We start from the raw sequence: 14,617 nt of genomic DNA, 5'->3' as shown, positions 1-14,617 counted from the left end.
CCAGCCATCCGGCCAGCCATCCCGCCGGCACCCCGCGCCGGCAGCCCACCCGAACTTACTTTCGCAGGAGAACCCATGAGCATCGCAGCAAACACTTCCCTTGGCGGCTACGAGGTCTGGTTCCTCACCGGCAGCCAGCACCTCTACGGCGAGGACGTCCTCAAGCAGGTGGCCGCGCAGTCCCAGGAGATCGCCAACCAGCTCAATGCCTCCTCCTCCGTGCCGGTCAGGATCGTCTGGAAACCCGTCCTGACCGACTCGGACGCCATCCGCCACACCGCACTGGAAGCCAACTCGGACGATTCCGTCATCGGCGTCACGGCCTGGATGCACACGTTCTCCCCTGCCAAGATGTGGATCCAGGGCCTGGACCTGCTGCGCAAGCCGCTGCTGCACCTGCACACCCAGGCCAACGTGGAGCTCCCCTGGGCAGACATCGACTTCGACTTCATGAACCTGAACCAGGCCGCGCACGGCGACCGCGAGTTCGGCTACATCCAGTCCCGCCTGGGCATCGCCCGCAAGACCGTGGTGGGGCACGTCTCCAACCCGGAGGTGGCCCGCCAGGTGGGCGTCTGGCAGCGCGCCGCCGCCGGCTGGGCCGCCGTCCGCACCCTCAAGCTGACCCGCTTCGGCGACAACATGCGCAACGTTGCCGTCACCGAAGGTGACAAGACCGAGGCCGAGCTCCGCTTCGGCGTCTCCGTCAACACCTGGTCCGTCAACGAGCTCGCCGACGCCGTGCACGGCGCCGCAGAGGCCGACGTCGACACCCTGGTTGCGGAGTACGAGGAACTTTACGATGTGGTTCCGGAGCTCCGCGCCGGCGCCGCACGCCACGACTCCCTCCGTTACGGTGCCCGCATCGAACTCGGGCTGCGCAGCTTCCTGGAAGCCAACGGCTCCGCCGCCTTCACCACCTCCTTCGAGGACCTGGGCGCGCTCCGCCAGCTTCCCGGCCTCGCCGTCCAGCGGCTCATGGCCGACGGTTACGGCTTCGGCGCCGAGGGCGACTGGAAAACGGCCATCCTGGTCCGGGCCGCCAAGGTGATGGGCGCAGGCCTGCCCGGTGGCGCGTCCCTGATGGAGGACTACACCTACCACCTTGCCCCGGGTGCAGAAAAGATCCTGGGCGCGCACATGCTGGAGGTCTGCCCGTCCCTGACGGCCGGAAAGCCTAGCCTGGAAATCCACCCGCTGGGCATCGGCGGCCGCGAAGATCCCGTCCGCCTGGTGTTCGACGCCGACGCCTCCCCCGGCGTGGTGGTGGCACTGTCGGACATGCGGGACCGCTTCCGGCTCGTGGCCAACGCGGTGGAGGTGGTGCCGCTGGACCAGCCGCTGCCCAACCTCCCGGTGGCCCGCGCGCTGTGGCAGCCGAAACCCGACTTCGCGACCTCGGCCGCCGCGTGGCTCACCGCCGGCGCTGCGCACCACACCGTGCTGAGCACCGCCGTCGGCATGGACGTCTTTGAGGACTTCGCCGAGATCGCGAAGACGGAGCTGCTTGCCATCGACGAAGACACCACCATCCGCCAGTTCAAGAAGGACCTGAACTGGAACGCCGCCTACTACAAACTTGCTGGCGGGCTGTGAACGAGTACACGCTCCGGGAAGGCCCGTACTCAGCCGTTGTGACGGAACGAGGAGCCGCCCTCCGGCAGTTCCGTCACGGGGGCCGGGACCTGATCGTGCCGTTCCCCGCAGGCGGCCCCATACCCGACTACCGAGGCATCCTCGCAATGCCGTGGCCCAACCGCATAGAGGACGGTAAGTACTCCTTCGACGGTGTGGAACACCAACTCACCGTCAACGAGCCCGAGCGCGGCTGCGCCCTCCATGGACTCGCTTTTGCCGAGGACTGGTCTGTCGAAGAGCATGACCGGTCATCCGTGGTCCTCGCCTGCTCGCTGGGGCCGGCAACCGGGTACCCCTTCACGTTGCGGCTTTCCGCTGAATACCACCTCGATGGTGACGGGCTGCACACAAAGGTCATGGCGACCAACACCGGGACGAAGGCTGCGCCGTACGGTGTCTGCCCCCATCCCTACCTGATCGCAGGACCGGCCCCGCTTGACGAGTGGACCCTCGATTTTTCGGCCAGCCATTACCTGGACGTGACCCCGGACAGGCTGCTGCCGGTGGGGCTTCGCCCGGTAGACAATCATGTCTTCGATTTCCGCGAACCCCGCAGGATCGGACCCACCGAAATTGACCACGCGTTCACCGGCCTCGCCTTCGACGCCGCCGGGCGCGCCAAACTCCATGTCAGGGATCCCGGCGGCACAGGCGTGGGCATGTCATGGGGCCAGCCGTGTCCCTGGCTGCAGATCCACACGGCCGACAAGCCCGCACCCCACCCCAGCAGGCTCGGACTCGCCGTTGAACCCATGACTTGCCCGCCCGACGCCTTCAACAGCGGCCAGGACCTCGTCAGGCTCGAAGCTGGCTCCACGCATCAGGCATCCTGGCGCATTTTTGCCCTATAAGGGCCGGATGTGAAGGGCCGACGCGGCCTGCTATAAGCCGGCCGGTGGCCGGTAAACGCCGGCCTGTTCGCTGATGCTGCCCAGGACCCTGTCCGTGACCTCGTCGATCCCGCCGAGGCCGTCCACCTGCGCAAGGATCCCCCGCCGGGCGTACCGGGCCACCACGGCCTCCGTCTGCTGGTGGTAGAGGTCGAGCCGGTGGCGGATGACGCTTTCGTTGTCGTCACTCCGTCCGGTTTCCCGGGCACGGCCCAGCAGGCGTGACACGAGTTCCTCGTCATCGGCCGTCAGCTGGAGGACCACGCCGAGTTCCTGGTCCGCGGCGGCGAGGATCCCGTCGAGGTAATCCACCTGTGCGATGGTGCGCGGGTAGCCGTCCAGGAGGAAGCCGTTCCTGGCGTCGTCCTGGCTGAGCCGGTTCCGCACCATCTCGTTCGTGACGCTGTCCGGCACGAAGTCTCCGTTATCCATATACTTCCTGGCCTCGACGCCAAGGGGCGTGCCGCCCTTCACATTGGCGCGGAAGATATCCCCGGTGGAAATCGCCACCACGCCGAGGCGTTCGGAGATCCGCTCCGCCTGTGTTCCTTTGCCCGAACCGGGCGGGCCAATAATCAGCATTCTCGTCATTAGTATCCCTTTGCTGGCTGAGAAGACGTCTTCGTCCTGGCGCCGATGCTACGCACCCAAAGGTTGCGGGTGCGCTGCATCGGCGCCAGACAGCAGAGTACGACGGCGGGAGGGCCCCGCCGTCGTACTCTTTCGTTTTGTGCTGTTACCGGTAGTTCCGGTGCAGTAAACGGCAGATGCTACGCGATGACATAACGCTGCATCATGTCGTTGTCCTCATGTTCGAGGATGTGGCAGTGCCACACGTATTCGCCCTTGAAAGAGGATCCAATGGCCACTGGCGCACCACCGGCGGCGCCCGCCCCGAACGGGACGCGGATCCTGGTCACCTCACCGGGCATGGCAACAACGGTGTCCTTCCAGCCCCGCTCGTGGGCCGGAGGCGGTGTCGGGCGGCCCATCAGGAACGGTGCCACCGGCACAGCGGCCCCCCGGCCAGGCGTCACTAACCCGCTGGCAGGATCAATGTAGCCGGTTTCCTCGAGGTAGTCCTCAACCCGGAAACGCTGGCGGTTAAGGACCTGGAACTGGGTGAAATGCAGGTGGATCGGGTGGGCGTCCTCCGTGGTGTTGATGAGCTCCCACTGTTCGAGGGTGTCCCCCTGCACCACGGTGACCTCCGGGCTGGAGTAACTGCGGTTGTTCAGGAGCGCCATGACCGGGACGCCGGCCGGGTTGAGGACTTCCACCATGGTCATCGGCCGGGTGGCCGCAGTGGGCAGGGCGGCAAGGCGCGTGAGCGGCTCCGCCCGGAGCCGGGCCGGCAACGGCGCGGTGTACCCGGAATGGCTTTGCACAGTGAACTGCATAATCTCCGGAAGTGGCATGCCGTCCTGCTGAACGGCGACCGGGCCGTCCGGGAAGGGCGTGCGCGCGTTGTTTGTCAGCGCCACGCGGGAGCCGGCCGGGAGTCCAGCGAAGTCAACCACTATATCCGCCCGCTCGCCGGGCCCCAGGACGAGCTTGTTGAGCCGGACGGGGGCATCGAGCAGCCCGCCGTCGGTCCCTATCTGCGCGAATTCGAGCGCATTTCCCGCCACCACAAACTTGAAATTGTAGAACCTGGCGTCCGATCCGTTGTAGACACGGAAGCGGTACTTGCCCCGCGCGACGTCCAGGTTCGGCCAGCATTTTCCGTTGACTGTGGCAACATCCCCGAAGAATTCCGGTGCCCAGGGCCGGGGAGTGCCGTCGCTGAGCGTCAGTTCCGCATTCGGCGGATAGGCAAAGGTACCGTCGGGATTGAACATCCGGTCCTGGACAACCAGCGGCACCTCATAGGGCGGCGAGGGGAGGTATGTTCCGTCACCGGTATCTATCCCACTGCCAAGGGTGTCCCGCAGAACGTAGCCGCCGGCCAGCCCTGCGTAGACGTTCAGGCGCGTGATGCCCAGAGCGTGGTCGTGATACCAGAGCCCGGCCGCATCCTGGTTGTTGTCGTAGCTGTAGGTGAACGAGCGGCCAGGGTAGAAGACCAGTTCCGGGTGGCCATCGGAGCCCGGACGGGTGTTCCCGCCGTGCAGGTGTGTGGAGGTCCGCGGGTACTCGGCGTCGTTGCTGCCGGGCGGGACAAGTCCGGGATCGATGGCAGAGGCCAGCGGGTGCCAACGCAGGTCGTTGTGCACGGTGAGGGTGAAAGGCGTTCCCCTCCGGGCAAGGATGACAGGCCCAAGGTACGTCTGCGATGCGCTGGCATCCTGGTAGGCGAAGGTGTCCGTCAGTTCCATCCGGGAGTGGAAGCTGTGGCGGGCATTGCGCATCCAGAGTTCAGCCGCGCCACCTGCCCTCATGTCCAGAACTCCGAGCTCTGACAACGTTGGCAGCGGCTCGGAGAACATTAGTGCCGCAGCCGGTCCCGGGACCGTCCTGGCCGCGGAAGCCGGCTGCGGCTGGACCAGCAGGCCCGCACCGGCAACGGCACCGGCCTGCAACAGCTGACGTCGTGTTAAGGGCATCTCACTCTCTTTTCCCGCGAAGCTGGATGACCCCCTGCTCAGGCTAGGAGCCTTCTGCCACAGCCGGCAGGGCCATTGGACCTACGGAACAGCAGATTCCGGTACCTGGCGCCGCGCAGGGCACAATGGAAGCATGACCCTCACGACCTTCGCCCTGGTCCGCCATGGACAGACAGACTGGAACGCGCAGCGCCGGTTGCAGGGTTCCACTGACATCCCGCTGAACGACGTCGGACGTGGCCAGGCGCGGGAGGCGGTGGCTGCCCTGTCCGGTTACGGGTGGGACGCAATCGTGTCCTCGCCGCTGAGCCGTGCCGCGGAGACCGCCGGCCTCATTGCCCACGGACTGGGCATGCGCGTCGCCCGGCACATCCCTGAACTGACCGAGCGGAGTTTCGGCCCCGCGGAGGGCATGCAGGCCGGCCCTGAGCTGGAGGCACTGCGCGTTCCCGGTGGGTTCCGGGATGCCGAAAGCGAGGACGAGGCCGCAAGCCGCGGACTCGCCGCGTTGGAAGGGCTCGCCGATGAGTTCCGTGGCGGCAGGGTCCTGGTGGTCGCCCATGGCACGCTCCTGCGTGTCAGCCTCAGCCGCGCGATCGGCCGCACCCTGCAGAGTGTCGACAACGCCGCACTCAACCTGGCCCACCACCATGCCGACGAAGGCTGGCAGCTCGAATACTTCAACGGCGAGCGGGTGGCCATCGCGGCGCAGGGCTGACCCTTAGGGAACGGCGCGGATCCTGACGGCAATATACTGCCGGCCCGGAAGCTCCACCCGGAAGCGTCCCTCCACCGTGCCGGGCAGGGTGTCCACGGTCATGTTCCAGGTGTCGATGATGTCCACCTGGTACTGCCGCCCCGCCGGCATCACGAAGTTCCGGTACGTGGGCTGGTTGAAGCCGAAGTAGCTCAATTCGTACTCGTACCGGACGCCGGCTGTGGGAATGTCCCAGGCGCTGGGCAGCGGATCGAGGTAGCCGCCGGGGGTCTCCTCCTGGATGCGGCGCAGGAAACCGATGCGTTCAGGGCTGCTGCCGTGGAAGCCGCCGCCCTTGGACCACCACAGGATGTCCTCGGCGTGCATGTACGTTTCGCCGTGGCCAACATAGCCGCCTCGCACGGCGCCTTCCCAGAACCGCCGGGTCATTTCCTCGCCGGTGATGTTGCCCCAGCCCTGGTCGATGTTGCCCTCGTAGGCGCACTCGTCGATGACCACCGGTTTCTGCCAGCGGTCCCGCCACTCCCCCGTGAACTCGGCGGTTTTGTGGACATCCTGGCGCTGGATGCTGCTGTGCGTGATCCACGGGCGGCTGTAGTCATAGAAGGCCTGGCAGTTGTGGATGGACAGCAGGTGTCCGCTGGGGTCGTTGGCCTGGACGATGCCGGCGAAGCGTTCCCAGTCCTCGGTGGTCTTGCGGAACAGCAGGTCGTACTCGTTGGCCAGCGACCACCAGATGTTCCGGTGTGACGCCAGCCGGGCCACCACGTACTTCAGGTAGCGGCTGTCCTGGCCCGGGGACATGGTGGAGAAGCCCCAGCGGTCGTAGGCGTGGAACAGGATCAGGTCAGCCTCGATGCCGAGTTCGTCCAGCTGGCCGATGCGCAGTTCGAGGTGGCGGTAGAAGGCCGGGTTGGGACGTTCGTAGTCGAAGCCGCCGGCCAGCGAGCCCTCGAACGGGTACAGGTCCGGTTCGTTTTCATTGAACAGGTACGACTTGGGAAAAACACACATGCGCATCTTGTTGAACGGTCCGGCCGCCAGCGTGTCCAGGGTCTGTTTCTCCAGGGCGTCACCCTGGTGCGTCCAGGCGTAGGCAGTGGTGCCGATGGGCAGGTAGGGGGTTCCGCCGTCGTACGCGAAGTGGAAGGTGTTTGCCACCCGTACCAGGCCCTTGGCACCCGGTGCGGCCCCGCCGGCCGTGAAAGTGCCGGTGATCCCGTCCAGGGAGCGGGCGTTGCTGGCGGTGGTGAAGGTCCAGTCTCCCTCTTCGGGGACCAGGAGCCTGACCTTGTAGGAGCCGTCGCCGTCGTAGAAACCGGGGACGGTGAGTGTTTTGCCCGAGGGGGCGGTGAATACGGCCTGAAGGTCGACGTCGGTGAACGGGTTGCCGTGCGAGGGCCCGGCGATGGTGGCTTCGAAGCGTTCGTGCACTGCCGCCGTCGCCGGCAGCGAAAGTGCGGCGCTGCCGCGCTCCATCGTCTCCGGCTCGTAGCCGGCGGACGGGGCGGGGACGTCGACGGCGGCCGCGGCGGCCCGCTGCGCCACGGTGTCCTCGGGTTCGAGCCCGCCGATCAGGCGCAGGATTTCGGCGACCTCCGCGGGCTTGTCCTTGAGGGCGTCCTCGGTCCCAAGGATCATGCCCACCTCGTGGAAGTACAGCGTGTGCAGGAGGGGATTGTTGGTCAGGGTGGGGACCCGCTCATTGAGGATGCGGTTGCCTTCGGCATGGCCCATCACAAAGTAGAGCGGGCTCTCGGCGGTGAAAGTTGTCATCGAAGCCTTCTCGGTTCAGGAATTTTCAGGAGTTGATGCGGAGCGGCGGTCCCCCAGGGCAGCCAGGGCGGAGGCAATGTCCTCCTTGACCGCGGGCGGCGTGAAGAGCAGGCTCTCATCCAGGGTGGTTTGCCGGTACCACACGGTGTCTTTTCGGAAAGCTGCCGCGGCGGCGGGGTCCTGGGCGTCAATGGCCTGCCAGGCAGCGGCATAGGCGTCGGGATCATCCATGATGTCCGCGAGCGGGGTGTCCAGGGATGGGGTTCCGCGGCCGGCGGCGGGCGCCGCGGCAGGAACGTCCCAGCCGTGCTGGCCGGACCCCACGTCAAACGCCGGTGCGCCGTCCGGGAGGGAGACCACAGCGGTGGTGCCCGGCGGCACGGTGGCGTCCACCAGGATCCTGTCTCCCACACGTTTCCAGGCAACGCGGGCCAGGCCGTACGGCGTTTCGTGCGAAGTGGCGGCGTATTCCAGGCTGGCCAGCGGGCGCGGCGCGATGCTGAGTTTCCGGTAGCCGGGGGCGGCCGGAGCCAGCCCGGCAACTGTGCGGTGCATCCAGTCGGCAATGGCACCGAGCGCGTAGTGGTTGAAGGAGGTCATTTCGCCGGGGTTGACGCTGCCGTCCTCCAGGATCGAATCCCAGCGTTCCCAGATGGTGGTGGCGCCCTGCGTGACCGGGTACAGCCAGGACGGGCATTCGGTCTGGGTGAGCAGCCGCTCGGCCGCATCAAGGTGGCCGGTAGCCGTCAGGGCATCGGCGATCAGGGGTGTGCCCACAAAGCCGGTGGCGATCCGGTAGCCGCCCAGCCGGGCGAGCTCGGCCAGCCGGTCCCCCAGGGCCTGGCGCTGCGACGGGTCGGTGCTGATGCCGAACATCAGGGCGAGCGAATAGGCGGTCTGGGCGTCGGAGACCATGCGGCCGGCGGGGGTGACGTACTCGGCCAGGAAGGCGAGCCGGGTCTCCTCGGCCAGCGCCGCGTACTTTCCCTGGTCGGCGCCGTGGCCCAGCACCGCGGCCGCCTGAGCCACCAGGTCCAGGGACTTGAACAGGTAGGCGCTGGCCACGATGTCGCCGTGGGTGCGGGCGGCGCCGGGCTTGTCCGGCGGTGCCGCCGGGTCAAGCCAGTCGCCCAGCTGCATCTGGCCCTGCCACAGCCCTGAACTGTCCCGGACCTTCAGGAGCGCATCTGCCCAGTCCCGCATGCTGCTGTATTGGCGGCGGAGCAGGCCGGTGTCGCCGAAGCGCTCAAACAGGACCCACGGGACCACCGTGGCGGCGTCGCCCCAGGCGGCCACCGGGGAAGTGAGCATGCCCAGGACGGACGGCACAATGATGGGCACCACGCCGTCGCGGCGGCCTTGTTCGAGGGCGAGGTCCCGCAGCCAGGAGCCAAGGAAGCCCAGCGAGTCGTAGAGGTAGCTGGCGGTGGGGCTGAAGACCTGGATGTCGCCGGTCCAGCCCAGCCGTTCATCGCGCTGCGGGCAGTCGGTCGGCAGCGCCAGGAAGTTGCCGCGCATCCCCCAGAGGGCGTTCTCGTGCAGGCGGTTCAGCAGCGGGTCAGAGCACTCGAACCAGCCCGTGCGGCGCATGTCGTTATGGATCACGACGGCGGTGATCGCCGCCGGGTCCAGCGCGCCGGGCCAGTTGTCCACCTGGGCGTAGCGGAAGCCGTGGAAGGTGAAACGGGGCTCCCACTCCTCCCCGCCGGTACCGGCGGCGTTTCCTGCGAGGGTGTAGCTGTCCGTGGCGGCGGCCTGGCGCAGCGGGCGGATGGACAGTTCGCCGTCCTCGAGGACCTCGGCATGGCGGAGCGTGACCGTGTGGCCTGCCTCCCCGGTAACCCGGATCCGCAGCCTGCCCACCAGGTTCTGGCCGAAGTCCAGCACCGTGGCTCCGGCTGGAGTGGTCAGGACTTCCTTGACGGGCACCTCCTCGATGCGGCGCACGGGCGGGGCGATGGCCGGCGTGGCCTCAGCCCAGGTGTCCTTGACCTCGACGGCGGCAGGGAGCCAATGGGCGTCGTCGAAAGCGGGTTCGGACCAGCCGGCCTCGGCCCTGCGGGCGTCGAAGGCTTCGCCGGCGTAGATGCCGCTCGAGACCAGCGGGCCGCCGGTGGAAGCCCTCCACGCCGGGCCGCTGGCCACGGTTTCCCGCGTGCCGTCGGAGTATTCCAGATGCAGCTCCGCCTTGAGCGCCGGCTGTTCGCCGTAGAACGGCTTGGCAAAGCCGTGGAAGCCGTACTTCTCGGTGAACCAGCCGCCGGCGAGCCAGATGCCGATGGCGTTGGCGCCCGGAGCAAGGAGCGCCGTGACGTCCGTGGTCTCATGGTTCAGCCGGTCCCCGTAAGCCGTCCAGCCCGGCTTCAGGATCTGGTCGTCCACCTCCGTGCCGTTGATTTCGGCCTGGTAGACGCCGTGGGCTGTGGCGAACAGGGTGGCTTTGGCCAGCCCCTCCCCTACCGTGAATTCGTGCCGCAGCTGGCCTGGCTGGCCAAGCGGTGTCTCCTCCCCGGCCCGGGCTGGCAGGCCGATGGCCTCGGCCTGCCAGGGCCCGTCGACGAAACCGCCCACCAAAGTCAGGGGCGCGCTCCAGTCCGTGGTGCCGCCGTCGTTCCCGGAAACCCGAACCTCCACTGCCACCTGCTCGCCTGCCGCGATGGCCTCGAAGGGCCACTCGACAAGCGCCGACTCCGGGCCCGCGTGCCCCGCAGACTCCACCGTCCGGCCCCGTGTCAGCCGAAGCTCAGCCCCGGTCTGCAGCCAGTCGGTGCTCTCCGCTGCAGCAACCCAGCTGAGCCGGGGACGCGGCTCGGCCACGAACGGGGTGTCGGTCCGGTACTCCGCGCTGAAGCGGCTGACTGCCGTCTGCTGGCGGATGGCTGACTGCGGTGTCAGGGACGTGGATGTCACGGAAGACCTTTCGAAGGTGGCGTTGGGTGGCTCGGGGTGGCTTTTGGTTGGAAACGGGTGGCCGCGGGTGTCAGCGGGGTTCGCGGCCCTCGCTGCGGAACCAGTCGAAGGTGACGGTACCGCTGCTGGCGAAGACGCCGGCAACCCGTCCGGTGAAGGAGGCGGCGGTCTCGGCCGAGAGGTACCGGCCGTCGAGTTCGGCCAGGGTGACCCGATCGCCGCCGATAACTGCCTGCAACGCGATGGTGTCAGAGCTCAGGCTGCCGATGGCGTTCTCAGGGTTCGATTCGCGGGTCTCGATCCGCAGTTCCACCGGGCCACCGGGCGCGGGTTGCGTCCACGTCTGCTCGATTGAGGAGATCCTGGCCCGCGCCGTGATGGTGGTGCCGTCTGTTTCAATGGAGTAGTGGTGGGCCTCGTCGTAGCGGACGGCCAGGCCGCCTGCGCCGTTCTCTCCTGTGCTGCTGCCGCCTGCATCCACACGCGCCGCGATGGTCTCCACCTGGTATTGCTGGCGGCGGCCAAGGAACGCCGGCCGCGGGTCATCGAGGCCGGTGCCGTCGCTGGTGAGGGTGAGGTGCCCCGGGACCTTCTCAGTGGAGGCAAACGCGCCCGGGAAGCGCCGGACGGCGATCCAGCCGCCGTCGAGCTCCGCCTGTGAGAAGTCATCCTCAAAGGCCCCGCCCTCCCGGGGGTTCAGGATGACGGGTTCCGCGACGGGCCAGCCATCCTCCCAGGTCACCGGAGTGATGAAGGTTTCCCGGCCCAGGGCCGAGAACGCACGGGTCATGCCCTTGGGGCGCATGCCCAGGAGCACCATGGCCCAGCCGCCGTCCGGGGTCTCCACCAGGTCGCCGTGGCCGGTGTTCTGGATGGGACGGTCAGTGCTGCGGGCGCTCAGGATGGGGTTCGCGGGGTTGCTCTCGAACGGTCCGGCCGGGGAGGTTCCGCGGGCGATGCTGACGCTGTGGCCGCGCTCGGTCCCGCCCTCGGCAATCATGAGGTACCAGTAGTCGCCGCGCTTGTAGAGGTGCGGCGCTTCCGGGAACATCAGGCCGGTGCCCGACCAGATGCTGCGCGGTTCCTCCAGGGCCTTGCCGGCCTCGAGGTCCACGCGGACCTGCAGGATGCCGGCGTGCTCTTGGATGTTGCCGGTGACGGTGTCCAGGCCGGAGTAGGTCATGTAGGCGGTGCCGTCCTCGTCCCAGGCGAGGTCCTGGTCGATGCCGATGGCGCCCTCGATCGAGAGCCCATCACTCCACGGGCCTGCAGGGTCCTTGGCCGTGAACACCAGGGTTCCGCGTGCCATGGCGTCCGTGACCGCCACGTAGAACAGGCCATCGTGGAAGCGGATGGTGGGTGCCCAGGCGCCGCCGAGGGTGGGAACGTCCCGCGAGTCCAGCTGCCCTTCCCGGTCCACCACGTGGCCGATCCGGGTCCAGGAGACCAGGTCGGTGCTGTGGTAGACGGGGATCCCCGGCAGGTATTCGAACGTTGAGGTGGCGAGGTAGTAGTCGCTTCCCACCTTGACGATGCTGGGGTCCGGGTTGAAGCCGGGGATCAGCGGGTTGGGCAGGTTGCCGGTGTTGTGCTGGCTCATGCGGCGCCTTCCTGGTCTGCTGCGGACAGCGTCAGCGTGGTTTCGAGCGGCAGGTCGGTGACGGAGGTACCGATACGAAGCGTGTAGTCACCGGGTTCGTAGGTCCAGCCGTTGTCCCAGTAGGCCAACAACCGGGTGGGGACGTCCAGGACGGCGGTGACCGTTCCGCCGGGTTCGGCCCACACGGGCGTCGATGCGACGAGCCAGCGGACGGGGCGGTCTACGGCGGAGCCACGCTTTTCGGCGTAGACCTGGACCACGTTCTTGCCGGCGCGGGTGCCGGTGTTGGTGAGGGTCACGGTCAGGGGGACGGCGGTGCCGGGGGCTGCGGTCGCGGGGGCGTCCACGGTGTCCAGCGTCCAGTCGGTGTAACCGAGGCCGTAGCCGAATTCGTAGGCCGGTGCGGTGCCGGCCTGGAGCCAGGCCCGGTAGCCGATGTGGATGCCTTCGTCGTAGGTCAGGGTCCCGTCCGCGTCGGGGGTGACGTTGATGACAGGGACGTCCTCCTGGGTGGCGGGCCACGTGGTGGGCAGCCTGCCGCCGGGTTCGGTGGCGCCGGTCAGGATGTCGGTGAGGGCATGGCCGAACTCCTGCCCGCCGAAGTAACCGATCAGGGTGGCCGCGACCTCGTTGCGCCACGGCAGCAGGACCGGGGAACCGGAGTTCACGATCACGATGGTGCGGGGGTTGGCTGCGGCGACGGCGTGGACCAGGCGGTCCTGCAGGCCGGGCAGGTCCAGGGAGGTCCGGTCGTAGCCTTCGGATTCGACGCGGGAGTTGGTGCCCACCACGACGACGGCGACCTCGGCCGCGCGGGCAGCCTCGACGGCGTCGCGGATCAGTTTGTCGGGGTCGGCGTCGTCGGATTCCACGCCGATGGTGACGGCCAGGGCGTTGGACAGTGCACCGGTTCGGTCACCGGTGTCCAGTTCGATCCGGACTTCCAAAGGGACACCTGCGGTGGCCTGGACCGCGACGGAAGCTGACGGCGGTGCCAGGAACGCGGCGCCCAGGTCGGTTCCGGTGGCCTCGATGGTGGCTTCGCGGGCCAGGACGCCGTCAACAAAGATCCGGCCGTGGCCCACCGTGGAGAAGCCCAGCAGGACAGGGCCGGTCTCTTCAGGGGTGTAGATGGTGTGGAACTGGACCATGGAGGACGCTGAGATGGGGGCGTCCCCGCCGAACCAGACCAGTGCGGTGGAGCGGCGGTCCTCGGCGAAGAGTTCTTTTCCGTTGGAGTCCAGGAATCTGACCCGCACACCGGGGGTCCCGGTAACCGGGTTGGTGATCTGTTCAAGGGGCAACTCGGCGATGCCTTCCTGCACCACCGCGCCCACGCTGTAGGTCACGTTGTCCGCGCCGAAAGCAGCGCGGATTCCGTCAAGGGGGGTGACGATCTTTTCCGGCACCACGGTGGCGGAACCACCGCCCTGGGTCCGGGCGTAACGGGCGTTGTGGCCGATCACGGCGATGCTCGAGACGGCTCCTGCCGTCAGCGGCAGCACGCCGTCGTTCTTCACCAGCACAGTGCCCGCCGCCGACGCTTCACGGGCGAACGCGATGGGGTCTTCCCGGTCGGCAGGCTCGGCCTGTACAGCGTCGAAGCCCTCCAGCGCACCGACGCGGGCGGCGAGCTGCAGAATACGGAGCACTTTGCGGTCAATGGCGGCCTCGGCGACCTGGCCGGACTTCACGGCCACCACCAGCGACTCACCCCACGGGCCGTCCGGGCCCGGCATGGCAAGGTCCTGGGACGAGTTTGCGGAGTTGATGCTGCGGACGGCGGTCCAGTCGCTGATGACGACGCCGTCGAAGCCCCATTCGCTGTTCAGCGGCGTTTCGAGCAGGTCGTTTTCGGTGGCGGTGGCGCCGTTGATGGAGTTGTAGGCGCTCATCACGAGCCAGGCTTTGGATTCGACGATGGCCTTCTCGAAGGCGAGGAGGTAGAGCTCGCGCAGGGGCCGGTCGCCCACCTTCACGTCCACGGTGAAGCGGTCCGTTTCGGAGTCGTTGGCGATGTAGTGCTTGGGGGTGGCGCCCACGCCGTTGCGCTGCACGCCGGAGACGTAGGCGGCGGCGAGCCCGGCGGTGAGGACCGGGTCCTCGCTGAACGCTTCGAAGTGCCGGCCGCCGAGAGGCGAGCGGTGCAGGTTGATGGTGGGGCCGAGGACGACGTCGACGCCCTTGCGGCGGGCCTCGACGGCGGAGGCGGCGCCGAGCCGGTCAGCAATGGCCGGGTCCCATGAAGAGCTGATGGCTGCGGCGGACGGGAAGTTCATGGAGGGCTGGCGTTCGTCCCAGACCTCGCCGCGGACACCGGTGGGGCCGTCCGAGAAGAGCATGCGGCGCAGGCCGATCTTCTCCAGCGGCCAGGTGGTCCAGAAATCGCGGCCGGTCAGGAGCCGGACTTTCTCTTCCAGCGTCAGTTCAGCCAGGAGTGTCTGCAGCCGTGCGTCGGTGGCGCGCTCGTCAGTGGAGCGTATTTCTGTGGTGAGGGTTTCCATGATGTCTCTCTGGGCTGGTCCTGCGGAGGAAGTTT

Annotated in this window: 9 protein-coding genes; 3 read left to right on the top strand and 6 right to left on the bottom strand. The window is 67.8% G+C overall.

Annotation, left to right across the window (positions count from 1 at the left end; all coding sequences use genetic code 11):
- Positions 1-75 precede the first annotated feature (75 nt).
- Together araA and ACS5PJ_RS00465 are read left to right on the top strand one after the other, a co-directional pair.
- Positions 76-1,596, top strand: coding sequence for an L-arabinose isomerase (gene araA, locus ACS5PJ_RS00470; RefSeq protein ID WP_439432985.1), 1,521 nt, complete (start codon positions 76-78; stop codon positions 1,594-1,596).
- Positions 1,593-2,489: an aldose 1-epimerase family protein gene (locus ACS5PJ_RS00465; RefSeq protein ID WP_439432984.1), complete on the top strand. Its 897-nt coding sequence runs from the start codon at positions 1,593-1,595 to the stop codon at positions 2,487-2,489. The genes araA and ACS5PJ_RS00465 overlap by 4 nt, the downstream gene beginning before the upstream one ends.
- 30 nt (positions 2,490-2,519) lie before the next feature.
- On the opposite strand, the gene ACS5PJ_RS00460 is transcribed toward ACS5PJ_RS00465, so the two are convergent.
- Positions 2,520-3,110 carry an adenylate kinase gene (locus tag ACS5PJ_RS00460; RefSeq protein WP_439433537.1) on the bottom strand — a complete coding sequence of 197 codons (591 nt, stop codon included), beginning with the start codon at positions 3,108-3,110 and terminating at the stop codon, positions 2,520-2,522.
- 188 nt (positions 3,111-3,298) lie between these two features.
- Positions 3,299-5,074: a multicopper oxidase family protein gene (locus ACS5PJ_RS00455; RefSeq protein ID WP_439432983.1), complete on the bottom strand. Its 1,776-nt coding sequence runs from the start codon at positions 5,072-5,074 to the stop codon at positions 3,299-3,301.
- A 133-nt stretch (positions 5,075-5,207) separates the two neighbouring features.
- Between ACS5PJ_RS00455 and ACS5PJ_RS00450 the strand changes: the two genes are divergently transcribed.
- The gene (locus tag ACS5PJ_RS00450; protein ID WP_439432982.1) at positions 5,208-5,792 is read left to right on the top strand and encodes a histidine phosphatase family protein; all 585 of its coding nucleotides are present in this window, start codon (positions 5,208-5,210) and stop codon (positions 5,790-5,792) included.
- A 3-nt stretch (positions 5,793-5,795) separates the two neighbouring features.
- On the opposite strand, the gene ACS5PJ_RS00445 is transcribed toward ACS5PJ_RS00450, so the two are convergent.
- The 4 genes from ACS5PJ_RS00445 to ACS5PJ_RS00430 form a co-directional block, all read right to left on the bottom strand.
- Positions 5,796-7,568: a DUF5605 domain-containing protein gene (locus ACS5PJ_RS00445; protein ID WP_439432981.1), complete on the bottom strand. Its 1,773-nt coding sequence runs from the start codon at positions 7,566-7,568 to the stop codon at positions 5,796-5,798.
- Between the two features lie 15 nt (positions 7,569-7,583).
- Complete coding sequence (locus ACS5PJ_RS00440) at positions 7,584-10,478, bottom strand: alpha-L-rhamnosidase (protein ID WP_439432980.1); 2,895 nt, start codon at positions 10,476-10,478, stop codon at positions 7,584-7,586.
- Positions 10,479-10,548: 70 nt separating this feature from the next.
- Entirely contained in the window at positions 10,549-12,078 is a 1,530-nt protein-coding gene (locus ACS5PJ_RS00435; RefSeq protein ID WP_439432979.1) for a glycoside hydrolase family 43 protein, read from the bottom strand.
- Complete coding sequence (locus ACS5PJ_RS00430; RefSeq protein WP_439433536.1) at positions 12,075-14,582, bottom strand: beta-glucosidase family protein; 2,508 nt, start codon at positions 14,580-14,582, stop codon at positions 12,075-12,077. The genes ACS5PJ_RS00435 and ACS5PJ_RS00430 overlap by 4 nt, the downstream gene beginning before the upstream one ends.
- Positions 14,583-14,617 lie beyond the last annotated feature (35 nt).

This window comes from Pseudarthrobacter cremeus (assembly GCF_051857465.1).
In the GTDB taxonomy this organism is placed as follows: domain Bacteria; phylum Actinomycetota; class Actinomycetes; order Actinomycetales; family Micrococcaceae; genus Arthrobacter.
Note: the sequence above shows the minus strand (reverse complement) of the source record. Positions and strands in the feature narration are given on the sequence as shown.

Bases quoted from the DNA above. Each gene is read 5' to 3' on its own strand.
- araA (WP_439432985.1), top strand. From the start codon at position 76: ATGAGCATCGCAGCAAACACTTCCCTTGGCGGCTACGAGGTCTGGTTC.
- ACS5PJ_RS00460 (WP_439433537.1), bottom strand. From the start codon at position 3,110: ATGCTGATTATTGGCCCGCCCGGTTCGGGCAAAGGAACACAGGCGGAG.
- ACS5PJ_RS00455 (WP_439432983.1), bottom strand. From the start codon at position 5,074: ATGCCCTTAACACGACGTCAGCTGTTGCAGGCCGGTGCCGTTGCCGGT.
- ACS5PJ_RS00450 (WP_439432982.1), top strand. From the start codon at position 5,208: ATGACCCTCACGACCTTCGCCCTGGTCCGCCATGGACAGACAGACTGG.
- ACS5PJ_RS00445 (WP_439432981.1), bottom strand. From the start codon at position 7,568: ATGACAACTTTCACCGCCGAGAGCCCGCTCTACTTTGTGATGGGCCAT.
- ACS5PJ_RS00435 (WP_439432979.1), bottom strand. From the start codon at position 12,078: ATGAGCCAGCACAACACCGGCAACCTGCCCAACCCGCTGATCCCCGGC.
- ACS5PJ_RS00430 (WP_439433536.1), bottom strand. From the start codon at position 14,582: ATGGAAACCCTCACCACAGAAATACGCTCCACTGACGAGCGCGCCACC.